Genomic DNA, 19,176 nt, shown 5'->3' on the forward strand with positions numbered 1-19,176 from the left:
GCAAATGGATATCAATATTTTTTATTCAGCACATGGTCTGCCGCCAGCACCAGGAACAGGTAATCAGCCGTACCACCGCCTAATACATATTCTCCTTGTTGCCATAAAAAAGGCCAGTTCAAAAGTTCCGGAAAATCGGGACGGATCAAAGCCGTGCCCGATGTGCTGCCGCCAGGTATGTACGACCAATCTGCCCGGTTGAAGCCATAGGCCGTAGTCATTGATTTTGACCCAACGCCGGATACGAAGGAAGACGTGTTAGACCCAGGGTGGCAACCCAAAATAAAGTTGATGGAGTTAAGCATATACTCGTCGCTAAAGATCTGCGGGAAATTGGCGTATAAAAAATATTGCTTGTACCCAAAGTTTTGGATCCCCCAGCCGGCACCCCAAATGTTAGGTTCGTAAGGTACGCCATAAGGGGTTTTAAGCCCCTGCTGCTGTATGCCGGCATACATTTTTTTAACGGCTGCGGTAATCGCTTCTGTGTAGGCCGGGTCGTTTACCGCTTTTAGCGTGCGGCCCACCATCCAGCCGGTATTATCAATGCGCTGGGCTATCATATCCTTGTTCTTTACCAGGAAATCGGCGTATTTTCTATCGCCCGTGGTAAGCAATAGTTCCACGGCAAGCGGTACAAAGCGGCCAATGTTTTTGTCGTCGGTTTTATTCCATACCTCGGTAGCAATCTGCAGGCATTGGGTCGCCAGGGTATCGTTATAGCCCTTCATTACCCTGCTGGCGGCAGCTAAAGCTACGGCTGTTTGCAAGGTGCGGCCGGTATTTTCTTCGGTGAATACCCAGCGATCATCTGCGGGGGCGGGTTTATTTAAGATAGGATCGATGTTTGTGCCGTGGGTTTTGTAGGGGATGTTATCGGTAAGGTTGGCGGCATCTCCCAGCAAAACATACTGGCGGATGGTAGGCTCGATAATGCCGCGATAGAACCTGCCCATGGCCCGGTAGCCACCGGTAATGGTAAGCAGCCCATGCTCTATCTGTTGCAGCATATCGGGCTTGCCATCGGGTTGCTGTATCTCTACAGTGTGGTTGTTTTGATCGATCGTGGTGTTGTCATAATCTACATGGAAAGCTTCATAAGCCAATGTTAGCCCATGAACGGTTTCTGCCTGAGATTCTACACGGATATCGAAGTCGCCTGCATCGTGCCAGGCACCACGGTTTAGGAAGGGCACGTTATCGCCCGGCTTAAATTTGGTAAGGGTGGAGTGTCCCTGGATATAGCCATCGAAATGATTAGAGTCGATAGGTGCCATGCGGGCATCATCCATGTGACACAGGCCATGCCATACCCGGTATTTATCGTTTACACGCATGTGGCACATTTGCGCCGGTAAAAAGTATTCCAGCGTAGGCTGCCAAACATTATTGGTAAAAACCTTGCTGCTTATTTGGAAAGGCCTGGTTTGATAATTGCCGTATTTAACGACGTACATCCCCGGGTTTTTAACCGACGAAAAGTCGAAACGGAGGTAATGGTAACGCAAAAAGTTACCCCATTCGGCAGGGAGTTGTTTGATGGTAGTTTCCAGGCCACCATCCTCTTTTACGCGCAGTAAAGATACCTGCTGTTTTGTCTTGTCGTTCTTATCCAGTTCTATCACCGCTATTTTTTGCTGATCGGGATGGTAACCCACCTGCGATACCTGTACCACCGGCGGCGAAAGCCAGCCCTTTATAGCATTTGGTGTAACCAGCCACTCAATAGCGCCTTTTGTAGCCCCTTTGGCAATGAGCGAGCGAACTACAAACCAGCCGTTGTTATGTTTGCTGCGGCCATCCAGCAGTTGCAGTTTGTCTCTCTTTAGGTTTTCTATCACCATGCGTTGTGCATCAGATTCGGGTGCGATGATGAGTTTTTTGCCGCTTGCGATGGCCTCGGTCTCAAATACACACTCTTTATCTTTCAGCATCTGGCTGTTTGATTGCTGCGGAAAAATGCCGAACTGCTTATCCGCATAAAATGATTTGCCGAAGAGGATGCCGGGGTACAATTCTATATTAAAGCCAACTTTACCTATCCAGGCATCGGGCAGGGGTTTATCCAGGTCTATAATGATCTTAAAGGCATTACCAACCGGCAATACACGGATGTTGTACGCAAAGTTCAGGTCGGGATAAATAATAGGGTTAAAGCCTTTGCGGTTTATCTCGGGGTTGGGGTATTCCATGCGTACGCTTATCTCGTGCGTGGCTTTGTTCACCACGCGCTTGCCCACCTTAGGTATGGGCGACCATTGCCCCGGCGTAGGTTCCAGCCGCAGATCGCCATTGGTGGCCGTGCGCTGGCCGTTTTGGATAATGCCTACACCGCCCTGATGTCCTTCGGGATAAAAATCGTGTGCCAGCATTACGTTTACGCCACCATATTCCAGGTATTCCAGGCTGTTTAGCACCATGCCTGGCTTTTTGGCGGTGGATTGCGCTTTTGTTTGATGGATGCCGGTAAGGCACAGCAAGCCCGCAGCAAATAGGGTAAGTTTGATTTTCATAGCAATTTAGGAGTGGCCGGATTTGAATGTCTTTAGGCCACGGTAAAATTAGCCTATGACTAAACTGCCCTGTAATACTATTTGATCAATTTTATACAAATAATGTTAACCCATAAACCGCTATTGCGCCGCGGATATTTAAAACTGATGCACTATTTGAAAATGTGCTACTAATTGCCAATTTTTGATAGAATCAATTAACCCCCGACCCTGTGAAAATTACCGTTTTAATATCCCGCATTCTGCTTGGCTTTTTGTACCTGGTGTTCGGGCTCGATTACTTCTTTCGTTTTATACCGGTACAGCCTATTCACACGGGTGTAACGGGCGCTTTTATTGCCGGACTTAAAGGCATCGGGTACTTTTATCCAATGATGAAGGTGATACAGATAGTAGCGGGGATATCGTTGATGTTTAACCGCTACGCGCCATTTGCCGCCGTGGTGCTTTTTCCCATCAGTTTAAATGTGCTACTGTTCCACACTATTCTGGTGCCTTCGGGCTGGCTGATGGGCGTGTTTTTGTTTGTGCCGAATATTCTTTTGGGATTTGGGTACCGCAAGTATTACAGCGGTATGTTGACGGTGAAGGCCGTAGTTGAATAGGCATACAGCGGAGGTTGTTTGCCCCTGCTGAGTTATTAGATTTGAGGTCTCGATAAGCTTCAATATACAAAACTGCCCACGCTTATAATTAAGCGTGGGCCTGCATTCGTTACAGTCGCCAACGAATTCACCTTAGTAACGCGATTTACTGCATTATTAATTATGATGATAAACCCTTATCCTATGGCGGCGCGGACGGTTATGCAGCACAACTACGGGTCTCCTGCCGCGTGGTGGAGCAGGTGGGCGTTTTAAATGTAAACTTATATGTGGTAACGGGGGATGGGGCGGTGGCGGCGGCAATCTTACCTGTGCATCTGCCTTCGTAAAAACAAACATAGCCACAAGGGCCAAAATCAGTACTTTAAAGGTTTTCATTTGTTACGTTGTAATTTGTACAGGTATAACCGTGTTCGTTCGGTATTGTTTAAATTAAATCTATGTTAAAACTAAATGGCTTTTTTTACAGTATGTAATAAGAAAAACTTATTCAAATGAATTGTATTCTTTTATCGCTGTGTTTGTTTTTTAATAAACCAAATGCGTATAGTGGAGATCAAAAACGAGAAAGCATGAACGTTAACGGCATTGAACGTGCGTACGTAAGGTACATTCCGGAAATGACCGACAAAAAGGATATAAAAATGCCCATGGTTATTTCGTTGCATGGGGGCTTTGCAACACCCAAAGGCCAGTTTCATTTAGCTGATTTCAGGCCATTGGCAGATAGAGATAAATTTATTGTTGTGTGCCCTGCGTCAAAACACATCTGGCATGATGGGCGCAACAATAAAGGTATCGATGATGTTAAATTTATAGATCAACTGATCACTTATATGGTCAAAACATATCATGCCGACCCGGAACGCGTTTATGTCACGGGTATATCTAATGGGGGGTTTATGACTTCGCGCCTTGCGTGCCAACTGAGTAACCGGATTGCCGCGATTGCGGTTGTGGCGGGTAGTATGAACGAAAATGAAGGCTATGCGCCGGTAAAGCCAATGCCGGTAATATATATGCACGGAACTAAGGACCCGGTTTTTTCGAATAAAGGGGGTAAGTTTTTTGGCCGGTTAACCTATTCGCAAGATCAGGCAATTAAGTTGTGGGCCAAAATTGATAAGTGTTCATCGACACCCGTTGTTAGTAACTTGCCCGATAATGCAAATGACGGGACCAGTATTGTAAAAGAAGAATACAGCAATCCAAATAACGGGGTTAAAGTTGTTGGTTACACCATTAACAATGGCGGGCACACCTGGCCCGGCGGTTGGCAGTACCTCCCCAAATTTATTGTAGGAAAAACCACAAAAAATTTAGATGCCTGCCAGGTAATTTGGGATTTTTTTAAGCAATATAAACTAAATTAAACTGGTTTGGTTAATTTCGCCAAAGCGGAGAAACTTAATATTATCATATCCAAATATGCTTAAAGGAGTAGGGACAGATCTTGTGGACGTGGAACGTATTGCTCAAAAGTTGATAAAATCAAACGGATTTAAAGAAATGGTGTTCTCCGAACGCGAAATAACTTATTGCGAATTAAAAACGAATAAATTTGAACATTACGCTGCTCGTTTTGCTGCCAAAGAAGCATTTTTTAAGGCATTGGGAACCGGTTGGGCAGATCACACCAGCTTTAACGAAGTTGAAGTGATAAATGATCTCTTGGGCAAACCGGAATTGGTTTTAACAGGCCAAACACAAAAAACGCTGAGCAGACAAGGGATTGCTAAAATTTTGGTTTCTTTGTCTCACACCAAATCGATGGCTTCGGCAGTAGTTATAATAGAAACAGCAGAATGAGTTCGTCTACATTAGGTAGCTTCGCAATAGTACAAGAGCAAAAACTGAAGCAACTGCTACAGTACGTTAACCAACACTCGCCTTTTTACAAGGAATTGTTCGCTAAAAACGCTATACAGGTTTCCAATATTAAAACCATTGCAGATCTTTCGGCACTGCCAACTACTACCAAGGAAGATTTACAGCGACGGAATGATGATTTTTTATGTGTAGATAGCGATAAGATCATTGAGTATGCGTCCACATCAGGCACGTTAGGCAGCCCTGTTACAATTGCTCTTACCGAGAGCGACTTGTGCAGGCTAACACTAAATGAATATAATTCGTTTGTGTGCGCCGATGGATCGGCCGGCGATATTTATCAGTTAATGCTAACGTTAGATAGGCAGTTTATGGCAGGGATAGCTTACTACTCGGGTTTGCGCAAATTGGGCGCAGGCATTATCCGGTTAGGTCCGGGCGTTCCGTCCTTGCAATGGGAAACTATAGAGCGTTTAAAACCTACGGGTATTGTGGCCGTTCCCTCATTTATTTTAAAACTCATTCAATTTGCCCGGGATAACAATATAGACATCAATAAGTCGTCTGTAAAGAAAGCGATCTGTATAGGCGAAAATATTCGTAATGCCGATTTTAGCTATAATATTCTGGGGAAAAAGATAACTGAAGTTTGGGATATCAAACTATATTCTACATACGCTTCAACAGAAATGCAAACCGCCTTTACCGAATGTAGCGCCGGTAATGGAGGGCATTTGCAGCCTGAATTGCTGATTGTTGAATTACTTGATGATCATGATCAACAAGTGCCTCCCAATACACCAGGCGAAGTTACCATCACAACTTTAGGTGTTGAAGGCATGCCCTTACTGCGGTATAAAACAGGCGATATTTGTATGTATTTTGACCATGCCTGCGCCTGCGGCCGCACCAGTTTGCGTTTATCGTCCGTCATCGGCCGAAAAAGGCAGATGATTAAATTTAAGGGCACCACTCTTTATCCCCCTGCGCTATTCGACTTGCTTACCGAGATTGAAGATGTTCTTGATTTTGTTGTTGAAGTTTATTCTAACGAGCTAGGGATGGACGAAGTATTGTTGCATATAGTGCCGCTTAATACAACCAAAGCCTGCGATAACGGGATAAAGGCTTACCTGCAGGCCCGCCTAAGAGTTAGCCCCCATGTAGAATATATGACTTATGAACAACTGAAAAAAATGCAGGACCAGGAAACTGGCCGAAAAATAACTAAGTTTTTTGATAAAAGAATTTGAACGTATAGTAACATCTACCTGCGTTTTGATCGTCAACGGGATATAAACCGCCGATTGAATAAACAAAAACCTATATTTGATGGTAGATGCTTTTGAACTTATATAATTAGCCTATGATACCAGTTGGACAAAGCGTCCTTACTTTAAATGACATCTCTGACGTCTTATTCAAGAACAAAGCGATCACCCTACCCGAAGCTGCCTTAGAAAAAATAAATACCAACTTTGAGTTTCTTCAGCAATTTTCGTCAAACAAACTTATTTATGGTATAAATACCGGTTTTGGGCCAATGGCCCAATACAAGGTAAGCGAAGAGAATTTATTGCAACTGCAATATAATTTAATTCGCAGCCATAGTTCGGGCAGTGGGGTGCTTTTATCGCCTTTACTTGTTAAAGCGTTGATGGTAGCGCGGTTGAACAGTTTAATGCAGGGCTTTTCGGGTATACATCATGATATCGTGGAATTACTTCGCGATCTGGTCAATAAAAATGTAACTCCGTGTATTTACGAACACGGAGGAGTGGGCGCAAGTGGCGACCTGGTTCAATTGGCACATTTAGGCCTGGTACTGATAGGCGAAGGGGAGGTAATATACGAAGACTGCTTACGCCCCACTGCCGACGTATTTAAAAACCTCGGCATTAAACCTTTGTCTATTCACATCCGCGAGGGTTTGGCTACTATCAATGGCACATCGGCTATGACGGGCATCGGCCTGGTGAACATTATTCAAGCGCAAAAGCTATTGGGTTGGTCGGCAATGCTTTCGGCAATGACCAACGAAGTAGTTGAGGCATATGACGATCATTACTCACAGCAATTAAACATCGTTAAGCATCACATAGGCCAAAACAAAGTGGCGGCAATGCTGCGCGAAATTTTAGAGGGTAGTAAAATGATACGAAGCCGCTCAAAACATTTGTACCATGCAGATGGAATAAAACACGATGTTTTTGAAGATAAGGTGCAAGAGTATTACTCGCTCCGCTGCGTTACGCAGGTTCTGGGCCCAATATACGATACCATAATCAATGCTGAAAACGTATTGGTGAATGAGCTGAATTCTGTTAACGATAATCCGGTAGTGGATCATGTTAATCAAAATATTTTTCACGGAGGCAATTTTCACGGCGATTATGTATCGCTTGAGATGGATAAACTGAAGATCGCAATTACCAAATTGTCTATGCTGGCAGAGCGCCAGCTAAATTATTTGTTGAATGACAAGCTAAATCAAAAATTTCCACCGTTTATAAATCTCGGCGTTTTAGGTTTGAACTTCGGTATGCAGGGAATGCAATTTACAGCAACATCAACTGTTGCCGAAAACCAAACATTGTCGTTCCCAATGTATGTTCATAGTATCCCTAATAATAATGATAACCAGGATATAGTGAGCATGGGATGCAACGCCGCGTTAATGACAAAAAAAGTTATAGATAACACATTTGCGGTGTTGGGCATACAATTAATGACCATAGCACAAGCCATCGATTATTTAAATTGCCAGCAAAAGCTGTCACCTCATACACTGGAGTTGTATAAGCAGGTTCGTGAGATGTTCCCTAAATTTATTGAAGACCAGCCAAAATATAAAGAAATGGAAGCGATAAGGTTGTTCATGGAAACAAACCATCCGGCAATTTCAATTAAAGCTTAAATTTGGTAATATGAAAACCGCATTAGTTACCGGGGGATCAAGAGGGATAGGCAGAGCTATTTGTCTTAAACTTGCCTCTATGGGGTACCATGTACTGGTAAATTATAAAAATAATGCACCTGAAGCGCAGCAGACCCTCTTGAAGATAGAGCAAAGTGGCGGTACCGGCGCCTTATTACAACTTAATGTGGCGAGCAGAGATGAAATAAAGAGCATTTTGAGTGGCTGGATAAAAGATAATCCTGAAAACGTTATAGAGGTACTGGTAAACAACGCCGGTGTTAGAAATGATAGCCTGATGGCTTGGATGACCGATGAACAATGGGATAATGTGATACATACGGGTGTTGACGCTTTCTTTTTTGTTACCCGAATGTTATTGGATGGCATGATGATGAACAGGTATGGTCGGGTTATCAACGTGGTCTCCTTATCAGGGTTGAAAGGTTTGCCCGGTCAAACTAATTATTCAGCATCTAAGGCAGGTATTATTGGTGCTACCAAAGCGTTGGCACAAGAAGTTGGCCGAAGTGGGATCACGGTGAATGCTGTTGCGCCCGGTTTTATAAAGACAGATATGACTGCGGATCTTGATGAAAAAGAACTTAAACGGTCAATACCTGTAAACAGGTTTGGCACAGCCGAAGAAGTTGCGTCCGCAGTGGGGTTTTTAGCCTCCACTGATGCATCTTATATTACCGGCCAGGTGCTGTCTGTAAACGGAGGGTTATATTCTTAATATTTTGAGATGAAATACCCGGAAATTTTGTTATTTATTCCTCAAAAACAACCGTTTGTAATGGTTGATGAGTTGCTTAATGCGGATGGCCCCGATACGCAAACTGTCTTTACAGTTAGCGCCGAAAATGTGTTTATTGTTAATGGCAGGTTTACCGAAGGCGGTCTTATGGAAAATATGGCACAGACGGCCGCTGCGGGTTTAGGGTATCACAATTCGATTAAAAATGGTGCGATAAGTAAAGGATTTATTGGATCCGTTAAGAACTTTGAAGTTTTTGACTTGCCCCGTATCGCCGAAAAATTAATAACCGATGTGCGCATAGTAGAAAAAGTGCTTAACGCAACCATCATTTCCGGGGTTGTAAGATCTAACGGCAACCTTGTTGCACAATGTGAAATGAACGTTTATATTGATCAATAATGGCAGATGTTTTTATTACTGCCGATAATATTTTATCGCCTATTGGTGTTACCACCGCCGATAATTTTGAGCGTCTAAAAGCCGGTAAGACGGGCGTCCGGAAACATTACAATAAACTGCTTGCTGACGAACCATTTTATGCGTCTCTGTTTGATGGTAATGAAGCTATCCTAAAGGGCAATACGCATTACACTAAATTTGAACGGCTGATCATTGCATCCATAACAGACGCGCTCAAGCAGTATCCCTGCAATTTAGCTCACAGAACAGCCCTGATCATTTGCTCAACTAAGGGAAATATTAGCCTCTTGGAGACTGGTGACAATACACCGGTGTTGAAGCAGCGTATTTCCTTATCAGCTTCGGCAAAATTGATAGCAGATCACTTTGGGTTTACCAGCCAGCCTTTGGTTATTTCCAATGCCTGTATATCTGGTTTAATGGGTATTATTACCGGCAAGCGATTAATATTATCGGGCGAATATGACAATGTAGTAATTACAGGGGCCGATGAGATCTCGAAATTTATTCTTTCGGGCTTTGGGTCATTTCAAGCCATTAGTTCAGGCCCCTGCAAACCTTTTGATATCGGTCGTGATGGCATTACGTTGGGCGAAGGTGCCGCTACCATGATTTTATCGGCACATCAAAATAGCGGCGATGACGTTAAAGTGACCGGTGGCGCTGTAAGTAACGATGCTAATCATATTTCGGCCCCATCACGCACGGGCGAAGAACTTAAACAGGCAATCACCAAATCGCTTGCCGAGGCAAACTTGGGTAATACCGATATCGATTTTATTTCGGCGCATGGTACAGCCACCGTATATAACGATGAAATGGAAGCCAAAGCCATCACCCTTGCTAATATGCGACACATACCTTTAAATAGTTTAAAAGGCTATTATGGGCACACACTGGGAGCCGCGGGTTTAATAGAGTCCATTATCGCTATACAATCATTAAAGCAAAATATTATGATCCCTTCGTTAGGGTTTGAGGAAACCGGCACAACTGATAGCTTAAATATTTGTACCGAATTGTTGAGCGGACATTATCAAAACTGTCTTAAAACTGCCTCTGGTTTTGGCGGATGCAATGCCGCTGTAATATTCAGTAAAAAATAAAAAGGTTTTGAAACAGACTAACTATATTACGTCGAGTTGTATCATCAGTAACCATACGGTTTACAAAAACGGCACTGTTTTATTTTCAGAGCAGGCTGCTACGGATGTTCCGGGATTTTTGAACGCTGTTTATAAAACGCGGGATATCAATTATGCCAGGTATTATAAAATGGATAACCTGAATAAGTTAGGTTGGCTCGCATCCGAAATACTATTAAGTGGTGGTTTTGATAAAACAAAATATAGGCCCGAAGATATTGGCGTTATCTTGTCAAATCGAAATTCGAGTTTGGATACCGACCAGCGATATTTAAAAAGCGTAGCTGACGGTGCCAGCCCATCGTTATTTGTTTATACACTTCCCAATATTGTAACCGGCGAAATATGTATTCGTAATCATTTTAAGGGCGAAGATGCCTTTTTTATAGCGGAAGATTTTGATGCCGATTTTATCACAAATTATGTTGGCAAGCTACTTGATGATGACGTTTTACAGGCTTGTATTTGCGGCTGGGTTGAATTGCTTGGTAAGGAATACAAAGCAGCATTATTTTTGATCGAAAAAGTAAAAACCGGCGATGCGACGCTGTTTACAAAAGAAAAAGTGACTAAGATATTTGAGAATAAAAAGCCCCTGCAAGACGTGTTTATAGCCGGCGTGGGAGTTATTACTGCAATGGGCAATAACGTAGCCGAATGCTTGTCGTCCTTTGAGAGGGGCGAGGCGGGGATGGCTGATATTACGCATTTGGATACCGTACACGCCGGTAAGTTACCCGTAGCCGAAGTGAAAATGACCAACGTAGAGCTTGCTGATAAGAATGGCATGGACGTGGGAATGAGCCGGACTACCTTATTAAGCTTAACTGCTGCCAAAGAGGCACTGAAGGACGCTGCGATACCTCGCATAGAAACATTGCGCGTTGGCTTTGTTTCGGCTAATACAGTGGGAGGAATGGATAAGAGCGAGGATTTCTTTATCGATTTTATTACCGATAACAGCAAAGGAAAGCTTAAGAATGTTTTTGATCACGAATGCGGGAGCATGACAGAAGTTGTGGCAAATCAACTGGGGATAAAGGATTATATGACCACCATTAGCACTGCTTGTTCTTCATCGGCTAATGCCATCTTTTATGGGGCGAGACTCATCAGAAATGATGTGGTAGATATAGTGGTAGCAGGCGGGGCAGATGCTTTAACAAAATTCACACTCAATGGCTTTAACACCCTGATGATATTGGATAAGGAATTTTGTAAACCCTTTGATGAAAACCGGCGCGGCTTAAATTTAGGTGAGGGTGCCGGGTATGTTGTATTGGTTTCTGAGAAAGTAATGAAAACATTAAATCGGCCTGCTTACTGCAAACTGAGTGGATATAATAACAGTAACGACGCTTACCATCAAACGGCTTCGTCGCCTGAGGGGACAGGCTCATACCTGGCTATGAAGGGTGCTTTAAACAAGGCGGGGTTAACTACGTCTGATATTGATTATATCAATCTTCATGGAACGGGTACGCCAAATAACGATAACGCCGAAGGAACAGCCGTTAAACGTTTGTTTGATCCACATTACCCACCTATGAGTTCTACCAAATCATTTACAGGGCATACTTTGGGAGCCAGCGGGGGTATCGAAGCTGTATTTTCTGTGTTGGCTATAAAACATGGGTTAATTTATCCAAACCTGCGGTTTGAAACCAGGATGCATGAGTTTTCATTCGAACCCGAAACACGATTTAAGAAAGGACAGGCAATTAGCCACGTTATGTCTAATTCGTTTGGTTTTGGCGGTAATTGTTCATCATTAATATTTTCTAAAATTTAATATGAAAATTTATATCCGCTCGGCCGCCTGCATTTCACCGCAAAAAACATTGCACCAGGATGATTTGCTTACCAACCCGGTTGAATATAACGATACTCGATTAAAGGCAATTGAGCCGGATTACTCTGCTTATCTCGACCCAAAGCTTACCAGGAGAATGAGCCACGTTATTAAAATGGGTGTAGGTACAGCTATGGAATGTTTGCGAAACGGCGAAATAACCATGCCGGGTGCCGTAATTACCGGTACCGCTTATGGGTGCCTGGAAGACACGGTGACATTTTTAACCAGGATGATTGACATGAATGAGGAAATGCTTCCCCCAACGGCATTTATTCAATCAACTCATAATACAGTTGCAGCGCAAATAGCTTTAATGCTAAAATGCCATAGCTATAATAACACCTTCGTACACAAAGGGATTTCGTTTGAAAGCGCGTTACTTGATGGTATAATGTTATTGAACGAAGGTGAGGCTGATAACGTGCTGGTTGGAGGTACCGACGAAATGACGGATGCTAGCTATACTATTTTGAAAAGGCTCGGATTATATAAAAGATTTCCCGGTTCAAATTTATCGCTGTTTAAAACCAATTCTACGGGGACTATTGGTGGCGAAGGTGCCGCCTTTGTTTTGTTGAGCGATAAGGCATCCGCTGTTAACTTGGCGGAGTTAACAGGAATGCAAAATTTTTATAAACCTAAAGGTATAGACGATATAGAAGCACGCATTGTAGCTTTTTTAAAGACTCATAATTTAGGCATGGCTAATGTTGACCTGGTGATAACTGGAAAAAACGGGGATCTTAAAAATGACGCAGGCTATGATCAATTAGCAAACACCATCTTTAACAATTGCGCTATAGCAAATTACAAACACCTGTGTGGCGAATATCCAACCTCGTCCGCTTTCGCTTTTTGGATGGCCGCCAACATTGTTAAAAACGGAAAGGTGCCCGCTTCGGTATTGGAAGCCGGGGCTGAAAACATCAGGCCCAAAACGATACTTATTTATAATCACTACCTCAACTTATACCATTCACTAATGCTGGTATCTACATGTTGAAAAATAGCCTTTTTGCCATCACTACAATCGCACGCCAGGAAATGGTAATTGAAGCTGTGGTTACTATTAATGCAGATGATGAAATATTTGAAGGACATTTTCCAGGTCATCCGGTTTTGCCGGGTGCCTGTATGCTACAAATAATAAAAGAAGTTTTGCAAGAAGCCCTCGGCGAACAATTAATACTAAAAAAGGCAAGTAGCATTAAATTTTTAATGCAGGTAGATCCAACTATAATTAATTCTTTAAAGATAAATATCAACTATAAAAAAATAGATGCATCAGTCGAAATCATCGCCGCTATAATGGCCGGCGAGTCGGCGTGCCTAAAACTAAAAGCGATTTTCGTGAAGCTTACTTAGTTCTATTTTTATTAATGTAATCAACAATGGTGTTTACATCCACCAATATTTTGCGGCCTTCTTTAGGGTCCTGAATAATTATTCCATACTCTTTTTTGAGTAAAACGATCAGTTCAAGCGAATCTATCGAATCCAGGCCAAGCCCGTCGCCAAATAATGGTTCATCGTCTTTAATTTCTTCGGAAGTTAGAGGCGACAGGTTAAGAAACTCTATAATTTGTAATTTTAATTGTTGTTTTAATTCTTGAACTTCCATTAGCTTTATTTATTCAAATTAAATTTTTCATTTTCAAACCAGCTATACTTAACGCTTGCAGGCATATTGTAATCAGCAATAAAGGTATAATATTTATTAAAACATCGTTTAGCGTGCCACCCTCTAAAAATAAACCGTAATAGGCTTCAAGGCACCAGTGCATTGGTGAAAGCTTCATCACCAGGGCAAATGATTGGGGCATTGCAAAACTGGGCACCATTAACCCGCCAATAGCGGCAAGTATAACTATAGAAACTGCACCAAATCCGTTCGCCTGCTCTGGTGTATGTGCAAAAACGCCAATACAAATGGCATAACTAACAGCACACCAACCGCATGTTAATGATACAATGATCAATCCAAAAACATCCACTGGCAGGTTTAGCGCCGGTAGATGGATCAACGGAAATAACCAAATACCTATAGCAAATATGACAGCCGCCTGCAACATAGTAACGGCGAGGTAGGTTATTTGTTTGGAGATCAACGCAACCATGTAGTTAGTAGGAAGCGTTTTAAGTCTGATAAAGCTTCCACTCAATTTTTCGCGAACCATGCTTCCACCTAAAGAAATTACGACGAAAAACATGGCGAAGAGAGTCCAAGCGGGCACGTTATGCTGCGACGCGTTGGGGTTGCTGCGACTCCCGTTTTTGGAAACCGGTATTTCGTTTATTGTTATCTTGTTATCAAGTAATTCGTTCTCCAGCCGGGCCGGTAAAGGCTTTTCGTTAATGGAAAAATATAGGTTTTTTAATATTTGTTTACTTTCAATTAGTTGTAGCGCGCTATATATGGCACCCTGAATAGATCGCCGGAACGACTCTTGTAATATGGGTTGGTAATATAAAGTTATAGGGCCAACGTCGCCAGATTTCGGGTCGGTCTTGTTACTCTCCAAACCAAAAGTGTTTAGTGCTTTACCGGCAATTATTTTCGCCTTTCCGTCCATCTTCTCAGAGAAATCGTTTGGGATGATGAGTGCCAGCAGCGCATCCTTGCCTTTCACGCGTGCCATTACTGTAGCATTACTCTCGTTTTTTGGGAGCGGAACGAGTTTAAACATCCCTATTTTATCTATAGATTGAATAAACTCTTTGCTAATCTTGCCTGTATCTCTATTGGCTATTAATAAAGATATTTTATTTTTATCGATCAATTGGAACGTGCTGTTCTGGATGCTAGTAACAATAATTACCAAAAGTATGGGCATGCCGAACATGAGCAATATGCCAACTTTGTCTCGGGTTAGTATACGAATGTCCTTAATAATGGTAGCCCAAAGTTTAAACATCCCTGTAGTTTTTACCGGTTAAATTTAAAAACAGGCCTTCAAGCCCAATTTGTTTGTGTTTTACCAATAAAGCGTCTAAATTATCGTTCACAATTATTTTTCCGTCATCAATTAATGCTATTCGCTCGCACAAGCCTTCAGCCTCACTTAACTGGTGTGATGTGTAGATTAGGGTGGTTCCGTTTTCGTTCAATTGTTTAAGGTAATCAATTATGGCAAAACGGGTTTGAACATCAACACCCACAGTCGGCTCGTCTAAAAATAGCAACGCAGGGTTGTGCATTACACCTATAGCTAAATTTACCCGCCTTTTCATACCACCGGAAAATTTCTCTACGGGCTTGTTTCGTACGTCCTCCAATCCTAAAACAGTTAATAACTCATTTGTTCGGAGTTTTATCTGTTGCCTGCTTAAGCCGTACCAGGCGCCAAAAAACTCCAGGTTTTCAGCCGGGCTAAGTTCCTGGTAAAACGAAAAATCTTGGGGAACATAGCCAAATAACTTGTTTGCCAATTTTCGATGGTTGTTGATTTTTACATCAAGAAGCTGTATGCTCCCTGTTTCTAAGATCAACAAGCCGGTCATCAAATTCATTAGGGTTGTTTTGCCGGCGCCATTTGGGCCAAACAAGCCAAATCGTTCGCCTTTTGCTATTTCAAGATTGAATTTTGACAGGATTGGAACAGGTTGCGCCGGATAGCTAAAGGTTAAATCGCTGATGTTTACTGCAGATAACTTCATCCCTTCCAATTAATTTTAGATAAAGCTACAAAGGCCCTCCGTTCTATTTCGGCTATCTCTAACAAATAATCCCCCATTACATTAAAATCGTGTTGGGTGCCAATGCGGCCCTTAAAAATACCAGCCGCCTGTACAGCAGCAGTGCGCCATAGATCGCCCGATTGGGTGAATGCTTTTGAAATCTCCAATAATTCGTCAACCGGGTTATAGGCGTGGGCCTCTTGCAGAAACGCAGCATAAATATATCGGAAGCCGCCGCCACCAGTGCCTATTTCTTCCTGCATGCGTACAAGTTGTGCCAGGTACAAGCCTGATTTTTTTTCGCCCAGGCTGTCGCGCCATTTTTTTATACGATTACCGGTATATCTAATTCCATTTACGCCTAAGATGGGCATTGGCGATAGCATATCGTTTGCGGTTTTCTTAATTCCGGTTATGATCCCTTTTCTTATTTGCTCATCGGTAACAACCTCCGCGATTTTTGGATAGTAGATTTGCCCGTTAGGAGCCAGCGTCCCTTTAGCAAATCGAACACGCTCTAATTCATAATCGCTTAAAATGGTAGTATTTTCCATTATGGGGTCGCTGATCAGATATTGATCTTCATTGTGCCCATAAACGATCAGGTTATGCGCGTTAAAGTGAAAGCGGTATTCTTTAGGAAAATACGAAAGATAGTAAACGCCAACCTGGCAACCCACGGGATGCCCATCGGCAAGGCATTCATCCAAAAAAACTTTTGCTTTTTCCTTCGAGCTAAACTTTTTTCGAACGATCTCGATCCCCAACGCTTTGCAGGTGCGTTTAAATATCAAACCGGGCATTACCCTGAAGGCTATCACCGGACCATTGTTTATTTTGAGTAATGGAATGTAAACAAAGAATAATCCCGACCCAATGCCAAACGCCAGCGGTTCCGTTATCTGGCTAACGCCTATGTTGTTTAACAAACTTCGGGTAACGCCATTTTCGCAATGCGCCGACTGTAAATGTTCAAAACTAAGTTCCATGTACAGTCATGTTTTTAATATCATCAACACTTACATTAAATACTTCAGCGTAGCGTTGTAATTTTTTAAGAGGTAATTTTGCAAACACGTTGGGTTTTAAATGTCTTTTTATCTGCCATTTCCAAAAGCCGGTATAACCAGCTAAAATACCAATATCCATTAAGCCTTTTTCCATAAAAAACAATACCGGGCTTGCTTGCTTATTCAATACTTTTTGGTGTGCATCAGCAATCCGCAGTTCAACGTCGCTCCATGCGGTATCGAGCGCGGTAATTTTTATATCCCAGCCACGGCTAAGTTCGGTCACGTACTTCCCCAATTCGTCAGTGGCGTAGCAAACCTCTTTGGTGACCTTACCCAACGAGCTCAAGTCCTGCGGAACGTCTTCCTTTTTCATTTAGCTGTTTTAACAAACGGTAAGCATGGCATACATATAAGAGAAACGGGCACTTTCGGGAACAAGTAACAAAATTTTCTCACCTTTTTTTAAGGTGCCGTTATTGAATAATTCGTTTATCATCAGAAAAACTGAAGCAGCGCCTACATTTCCAACGGTGTATAAGTTAATAAACCATTTTTCGTAAGGTATACCACCACCATACAACTCTACCATATCATAGATCTTCGGCCTGAAAAAGTCACTGGAGATGTGGGGTAAAAAATGATCAATATCAGAAGCGACGAGGCCTTTCCTATCGAATATTTCCTTGATCTTTTTTCCGCCAAGGGGCACTATATTATCACTCAACAAATTAATATCCTGTTTAACGCTGAATATAGATTGCGTCATGATCTCTTCAGGGGTATAATCCATAAAACCTTTTAACGTGCCGTCTGGCAGTTTATCGGCGCCCATGTACATACAGGTTTGCATTTCGTTAGCGTAAGATACACCCTCGATCCAGTCTAACCGAAGGCTTAGGCCGGTTTCGTTCTGTTTATCAGACATCAGGAACGCGGATGCACCATCGGATAGCATCCACCGTAAAAAATCTTTTTGAAAAGCAATATAAGGGTTGTCGCTCAATTCTTTTAGCTTCAGTGCTTCTTCTTCAAAAACATCTGCCACAAGCAGCCCCGAAAACCTTTCGGAACCGGTTGCCACAGCTAATTTCACATCGCCGGTTTTAATGGCCAGGTAGGCATATTTAATAGCATGCATGCCCGCGCAACACACTCCCGATGGGGATACAACTTCTATAGCTTCCGCCTCGGGCAACCACCCATGCGTCATTACGCCATGGCTGGGCATTACCTGGTCAGGTGAAGATGTTCCGCAAGAAAGCAGTTCAATGTCCTTTATTTTGCTGGGGTTGGTTTTAAACAACTCTTTTACTGCCAGCGCGGTCATCTGGGCATTTGTGTGAGTAGGTTTACCGCCTTTAGTTAGGGCGTAATAGCGATTTTTTATGCCGTTATTCCGTAGTACGATATTTTTCGACTTGGAAGGTTTACCATTAATAAAACCCAGATATTCTTCCATAGCATCGTTGGCGACGGGGTCATTCGGGAAATAGGCCGATGTACTATTAATAAAAACTTCGGGCATGAGACATATATCAGTTTAAATTTAAAAAATATTGTTTTCTTGCTGCTATGCGTTTAGGGCTAAAAAATCTAAAAAAAATGGCATCAATGGTTAAAACTATAGGGGCACCTATCCAAAAAGCTATCAACAAATAGTACTTGAATGCGGCGAGCCAAAACGCTCTGTTTTTTCTTTTTACTATAAAATTAGCCCATACACCGAATATTTTGCCGGCTACAGTTTCAATGATCATTAAATTGTAATTCAATTTAACAGCACCTTCTTTAACAAGCTCATTTTGTAATCCATCCCAATTGTTATTATTCAAATGTGTTAGAACACTTTTGCCAAAAACGCTGGAGTGTTTGATGTCCCTATCCGAAACGCCCGGTGGGGGGAAAATGTTTAAGTATTTGTCTTTTTTTCCGTGCAGCATCCAATGGAAAATGGTGATAAAACTAATTGGATTTGGATGCGTGTCAACTAAAGCAATATTACCAACAAGTTTAGCTCCCGTCGCGTTGATCAACTTTTTTACCCTTACAAAAGCGTTGAGCCACATATTTCGCGCGCCCGTTACCGTAATAACGGGTGTGTTTTTTATTGCTGCCTTTAGTTTGGCCTGCTGCATTAAGGAGTTAAAAGGGATGCTGGGCGATAAAAACCAAGCTTGGTAACCTAATATCACCAGATCATAATTTGTTTCTTTTAATTCAAATGGCACCACGTCAGCCGCTACATCCAACACGCAATCGGGCATTACGCTAAAAAAAGTATCGGCGGTCCACGGAAAGGGAAATGGCTTGGTAAGTTGAATATTTACTATCTCAACCGTAACCTCCGCCTCAATAAGGGGCATTGTTAAATTATCAATAATCTCGCCCAATTGGCCGGATTGTGAGTAATAAATAGCCAACACTTTTTTACTCATGC

General features: G+C 42.5%; 19 protein-coding genes. 11 read left to right on the forward strand and 8 right to left on the reverse strand.

Annotated features, from left to right (window positions below):
- Positions 1-11 precede the first annotated feature (11 nt).
- Entirely contained in the window at positions 12-2,513 is a 2,502-nt protein-coding gene (locus EPL05_RS18505; RefSeq protein ID WP_128535470.1) for a glycoside hydrolase family 9 protein, read from the reverse strand.
- Positions 2,514-2,725: 212 nt separating this feature from the next.
- On the opposite strand from EPL05_RS18505, the gene EPL05_RS18510 reads away from it, so the two are divergent.
- The 11 genes from EPL05_RS18510 (at position 2,726) to EPL05_RS18560 (ending at position 13,413) form a co-directional block, all read left to right on the forward strand.
- Positions 2,726-3,118: a hypothetical protein gene (locus EPL05_RS18510; RefSeq protein WP_128535471.1), complete on the forward strand. Its 393-nt coding sequence runs from the start codon at positions 2,726-2,728 to the stop codon at positions 3,116-3,118.
- A 572-nt stretch (positions 3,119-3,690) separates the two neighbouring features.
- Positions 3,691-4,491: an extracellular catalytic domain type 1 short-chain-length polyhydroxyalkanoate depolymerase gene (locus EPL05_RS18515; protein WP_166727747.1), complete on the forward strand. Its 801-nt coding sequence runs from the start codon at positions 3,691-3,693 to the stop codon at positions 4,489-4,491.
- 55 nt (positions 4,492-4,546) lie between these two features.
- Entirely contained in the window at positions 4,547-4,927 is a 381-nt protein-coding gene (acpS, locus tag EPL05_RS18520) for a holo-ACP synthase (RefSeq protein WP_128535473.1), read from the forward strand.
- Entirely contained in the window at positions 4,924-6,201 is a 1,278-nt protein-coding gene (locus tag EPL05_RS18525) for a phenylacetate--CoA ligase family protein (protein WP_128535474.1), read from the forward strand. The genes acpS and EPL05_RS18525 overlap by 4 nt, the downstream gene beginning before the upstream one ends.
- A 113-nt stretch (positions 6,202-6,314) precedes the next feature.
- Entirely contained in the window at positions 6,315-7,865 is a 1,551-nt protein-coding gene (locus EPL05_RS18530; protein ID WP_128535475.1) for an HAL/PAL/TAL family ammonia-lyase, read from the forward strand.
- A gap of 10 nt (positions 7,866-7,875) precedes the next feature.
- Positions 7,876-8,604, forward strand: a complete 729-nt coding sequence (gene fabG, locus EPL05_RS18535) for a 3-oxoacyl-ACP reductase FabG (RefSeq protein ID WP_128535476.1) — start codon at positions 7,876-7,878, stop codon at positions 8,602-8,604.
- Positions 8,605-8,613: 9 nt separating this feature from the next.
- The gene (locus EPL05_RS18540) at positions 8,614-9,027 is read left to right on the forward strand and encodes a 3-hydroxyacyl-ACP dehydratase (protein ID WP_128535477.1); all 414 of its coding nucleotides are present in this window, start codon (positions 8,614-8,616) and stop codon (positions 9,025-9,027) included.
- Positions 9,027-10,154 carry a beta-ketoacyl synthase N-terminal-like domain-containing protein gene (locus tag EPL05_RS18545; protein WP_128535478.1) on the forward strand — a complete coding sequence of 376 codons (1,128 nt, stop codon included), beginning with the start codon at positions 9,027-9,029 and terminating at the stop codon, positions 10,152-10,154. The genes EPL05_RS18540 and EPL05_RS18545 overlap by 1 nt, the downstream gene beginning before the upstream one ends.
- 7 nt (positions 10,155-10,161) lie before the next feature.
- Complete coding sequence (locus EPL05_RS18550; protein WP_243837325.1) at positions 10,162-11,985, forward strand: beta-ketoacyl-[acyl-carrier-protein] synthase family protein; 1,824 nt, start codon at positions 10,162-10,164, stop codon at positions 11,983-11,985.
- Between the two features lies 1 nt (position 11,986).
- The gene (locus EPL05_RS18555; RefSeq protein ID WP_208394784.1) at positions 11,987-13,051 is read left to right on the forward strand and encodes a beta-ketoacyl synthase chain length factor; all 1,065 of its coding nucleotides are present in this window, start codon (positions 11,987-11,989) and stop codon (positions 13,049-13,051) included.
- Positions 13,045-13,413, forward strand: coding sequence for a hotdog family protein (locus EPL05_RS18560; protein ID WP_128535479.1), 369 nt, complete (start codon positions 13,045-13,047; stop codon positions 13,411-13,413). Before EPL05_RS18555 ends, EPL05_RS18560 begins: the two co-directional genes overlap by 7 nt.
- Here EPL05_RS18560 and EPL05_RS18565 read toward each other — a convergent pair.
- The 7 genes from EPL05_RS18565 to EPL05_RS18595 are packed head-to-tail and all read right to left on the reverse strand — an operon-like array spanning position 13,406 to position 19,174.
- Positions 13,406-13,669, reverse strand: a complete 264-nt coding sequence (locus EPL05_RS18565) for a phosphopantetheine-binding protein (protein ID WP_128535480.1) — start codon at positions 13,667-13,669, stop codon at positions 13,406-13,408. The genes EPL05_RS18560 and EPL05_RS18565 overlap by 8 nt on opposite strands.
- 13 nt (positions 13,670-13,682) lie before the next feature.
- A complete protein-coding gene (locus tag EPL05_RS18570; protein WP_128535481.1) occupies positions 13,683-14,963 on the reverse strand; it encodes an ABC transporter permease in 1,281 nt (426 codons plus the stop codon).
- Entirely contained in the window at positions 14,956-15,705 is a 750-nt protein-coding gene (locus tag EPL05_RS18575) for an ABC transporter ATP-binding protein (RefSeq protein WP_128535482.1), read from the reverse strand. Before EPL05_RS18575 ends, EPL05_RS18570 begins: the two co-directional genes overlap by 8 nt.
- Positions 15,702-16,715 (reverse strand): BtrH N-terminal domain-containing protein, encoded by a 1,014-nt coding sequence (locus EPL05_RS18580; RefSeq protein WP_128535483.1) that lies wholly within the window; start codon positions 16,713-16,715, stop codon positions 15,702-15,704. The genes EPL05_RS18575 and EPL05_RS18580 overlap by 4 nt, the downstream gene beginning before the upstream one ends.
- On the reverse strand, positions 16,705-17,112 hold the full coding sequence (locus tag EPL05_RS18585) for a hypothetical protein (protein ID WP_128535484.1): 408 nt from the start codon (positions 17,110-17,112) through the stop codon (positions 16,705-16,707). Before EPL05_RS18585 ends, EPL05_RS18580 begins: the two co-directional genes overlap by 11 nt.
- A 9-nt stretch (positions 17,113-17,121) precedes the next feature.
- On the reverse strand, positions 17,122-18,264 hold the full coding sequence (locus EPL05_RS18590; protein WP_128535485.1) for a beta-ketoacyl-ACP synthase III: 1,143 nt from the start codon (positions 18,262-18,264) through the stop codon (positions 17,122-17,124).
- Between the two features lie 10 nt (positions 18,265-18,274).
- The gene (locus EPL05_RS18595; RefSeq protein WP_128535486.1) at positions 18,275-19,174 is read right to left on the reverse strand and encodes a hypothetical protein; all 900 of its coding nucleotides are present in this window, start codon (positions 19,172-19,174) and stop codon (positions 18,275-18,277) included.
- Positions 19,175-19,176: the final 2 nt, after the last annotated feature.

Source organism: Mucilaginibacter gilvus, assembly GCF_004054195.1.
GTDB classification, from domain to species: domain Bacteria; phylum Bacteroidota; class Bacteroidia; order Sphingobacteriales; family Sphingobacteriaceae; genus Mucilaginibacter; species Mucilaginibacter gilvus.